2 protein-coding genes and 1 pseudogene are annotated in these 3,174 nt (G+C 42.5%); all 3 read left to right on the top strand.

Annotated elements, in window-relative coordinates; translation table 11 throughout:
• Window positions 1–174: 174 nt before the first annotated feature.
• Entirely contained in the window at window positions 175–1,437 is a 1,263-nt protein-coding gene (locus ACFE93_RS13540) for an inorganic phosphate transporter (RefSeq protein ID WP_375473776.1), read from the top strand.
• Between the two features lie 439 nt (window positions 1,438–1,876).
• Window positions 1,877–2,083, top strand: coding sequence for a hypothetical protein (locus tag ACFE93_RS13535; protein WP_375473775.1), 207 nt, complete (start codon window positions 1,877–1,879; stop codon window positions 2,081–2,083).
• Window positions 2,084–2,298: 215 nt separating this feature from the next.
• Window positions 2,299–3,174: pseudogene (locus tag ACFE93_RS13530) on the top strand (hypothetical protein); the annotation flags it as partial.

Here is a 3,174-nt window from a genome sequence, read left to right as displayed (position 1 = left end):
TTCAACGATGAAGCTCAAAGGTTCAACGATGAAGCTCAAAGGTTCAACGATGAAGCTCAAAGGTTCAACGACGAAGCTCAGAGGTTCAACGACGAAGCTCAGAGGTTCAAGGTTCACCTTTAAAAGCTCAAGTTTGATCCTCATCTCTCCCACTTTCCCCTTGTCCCCAACAAAATGCTTATTACCCTACTTTTTGTAGCTCTACTAGCTTTCTACGTCGCCTGGAATCTCGGAGCAAACGATGTCGCTAACGCGATGGGAACCTCTGTAGGTTCCAAAGCTGTCACCCTCAAACAAGCGCTAATAATTGCTGGGGTATTAGAGTTTACGGGTGCTGTGTTGTTTGGACATGAGGTAACGGAAACTTTAGCAACGAAAATTGCTAATCCCGCCTTATTTGCAGCTACGCCCCAAATATTCGTTGTTGGAATGGTAACAGTACTAATATCGTGTGGTGTGTGGTTGCAAATTGCCACATCACGCGGTTTACCTGTATCTTCTTCTCATGCGGTTGTTGGTGCGATCGCTGGATTTAGTTGGGTAGCTTTGGGCGTAAATGCAATTGATTGGTCATCAATTGGCTCGATCACCATTGGCTGGATTTTAACGCCGTTAATTAGTGGTGCGATCGCTGCTTTATTTTATAGTCAAATCAAGCACTGGATTTTAGATCAACCTAATCAAGTAGTCCAGTTACAAGAATGGATTCCCTGGTTGAGTACTCTGCTGCTAGGTGTATTCGGCGTGATTGTCTTACCATCACTCACAGAACCGCTAACCAATTTTGTAATTGAGCAAGTTGGTTTTACAATCCCTTCTCATGACATCCCACTGTTAACAGGTGCAGTAGCAGCAGTTGGACTCACAATAATTAGTTGGCGACAGTTAGCAGATAAGGGTACAACTACCCAATCCCCCATGCCCAATTCTGTAGAAAGATTATTCGCCCGATTCCAACTGCTAAGTGCTTGCTTTGTCGCCTTTGCTCACGGTTCTAATGATGTGGGAAATGCGATCGCTCCTTTAGCTGCGATCGTTTACATCAATCGCACTGGTAGCGTACCTACCGATGGTATAACTATCCCTCTTTGGATTTTAATTCTTGGTGGTGCTGGTATTGTTGGTGGTTTAGCTATCTGGGGAAAAAAAGTCATTGCTACCATTGGCGAAAATATCATTGCCTTGCAACCTAGTAGTGGATTTTGTGCCGAACTGGCAACTGCTACCACCATCCTCATCGCTTCCCGGCTAGGTTTACCAGTCTCCACCTCCCACGCTCTCGTCGGTGGTGTAGTTGGTATTGGACTAGTGCAAAATATCAAGTCGATTAAGTTTCAAACACTAAAAGGCATTGCTGCCGCATGGCTAATTACAATCCCTGTGAGTGCTGCTCTTAGCGCTGCTATTTTCAGCATCGCCCAGATTTTATTCTTCTAAGAATTATTAATATTTTCCAAACTTTTCCTCTACTGAAATTTACTCAAACCAAAACAAGGACTGCAACAACGCTAAAAAAAAGCGTGCTTTTGCAGAATTGCTGCTCATTTATTAGAATGTTGTGCAGGGGATAGCGTAACTTTTAATTTCCACAGAAAGATACTCTAATCTTCATTTAGAGATATAAACTGTCACATCAGTTACATTCCACACAAATTTACAGTTAGTTTCGCAAGTCAAACAATTTGGTGGGGATATCTAGCGACGAGTCGCCTATGCACACGCATCTGTGAATCTTTGACAATTATTATTGGCAGCAAAACAATAAATATTTATTTGGAGTGAAATTTCTTTAAAAGTAAAAATTTCATTGGCAAATAATTTATGAAAATTAAACTGACCAAAAATCAAAAAGTCTCTATCTAAAGGACTTTCAGGCGTGGCGATCGATCCAAAATCCCTTCGGGTTAGGGAATCCCCCAGACGCTCTAGCGTTGCTAACGATGGGAATCGCCCTTCGGGTGACGCTCGCAAGCTCGCTAACGCTACGCTAACGCCACTTTGCCATCGACGCAAAGCGCCAAGACGGCAAGTGGACTCACCAAGACGGGTGCTACCTCACCAAAATTCAAAATCTAATGGTTAAATACTTATCAATGCTGAAGAGAACACGGTGTAGTAAGCTGTGTGGCAAACTTAGATGCTTTGCTAACTTGTGTCTACTATGACAGAATTACGTTGAAATGCGGAAGTGCTGTTAAAATTTTTAATTTATCTGACAAAATACAGGAAATTAGGATGACCGCCAATAAAGTGTACCGGAAGCAGCTTTATCGTCAAAGTGTTAGAGGTTAGAAGCTAATGGGGCGATTCGAGAAGCAACCAGAAAACCCAAGAGTCAGAGGGGAGCTATCTAGAGCAGCAGAAAATGCTCTTTGGGCTGTAGTTGAAGACTTAGAAAATCTTCAGCAGAATGTCCTCAGAGCTTTGCAGGAAGACGTAAAGCGGCTTCAGTCAGAAAAAAATCGGTTATCTGATGAGATTCAAAGCTTGGTAGAGGAAAAAGAGCATTTACAACAAGTGCGCCAAATCACCGAGCAGCAAGTGTTAATTCGGCAACTGGCAGAAGTTCTGGCAAAGCATATATCTTCACAACTGCAATCCTCTCTGGCAACTTTAGCTAATCAAAACATAGAGGGCAAATCTTACGAACAAGCTGCATTGAAGTCTGCTGAAGTGAGCAGCAATGTAGTCGGTGAAATCAATGAAAAAGTCGAACACATGTTTGACAGTCTGGATGACACCGTTACTGTTACCTTTAATTCCCTACAACAGGAGCTGAAGAACTATCAAAGTAATCTTTCCCAACAGTTGTCACGGATGTATAGCCAGCAGCAGCAAGGGGAAACGATTTTGGCGGAGTTTGTTAATCGCCTGCATGGAGAACTAGATAAAACTATAGAAGAAACTTCACGCAAATCAGCAACAGCAGGTATACCTACTGTTTTGCAGTTTACGGAGCCAGAAAAAAACAGTTCTGTTGAAACATCCCTACCAGAGTTTGAGCAAGTAGTAAGAAATTCCCTTGAGCCAATTTCCCCGATCTCTAATAAATTTTCACCAAGGGAAACTACATTAGAGCCGCCAATTATTAAAGAAAACACCGCGAATCCAATTTCTTCTCCCAGCAAGGATTTGTCGCCAAGAGAAACAACATTAGAGCCGCCGATTGTTAAA

The sequence above is a fragment of the uncultured Nostoc sp. genome (genome assembly GCF_964247315.1).
Classification (GTDB): Bacteria; Cyanobacteriota; Cyanobacteriia; order Cyanobacteriales; family Nostocaceae; genus Nostoc.
Note: the sequence above shows the minus strand (reverse complement) of the source record. Positions and strands in the feature narration are given on the sequence as shown.

Bases quoted from the DNA above. Each gene is read 5' to 3' on its own strand.
- ACFE93_RS13540 (WP_375473776.1), top strand. From the start codon at position 175: ATGCTTATTACCCTACTTTTTGTAGCTCTACTAGCTTTCTACGTCGCC.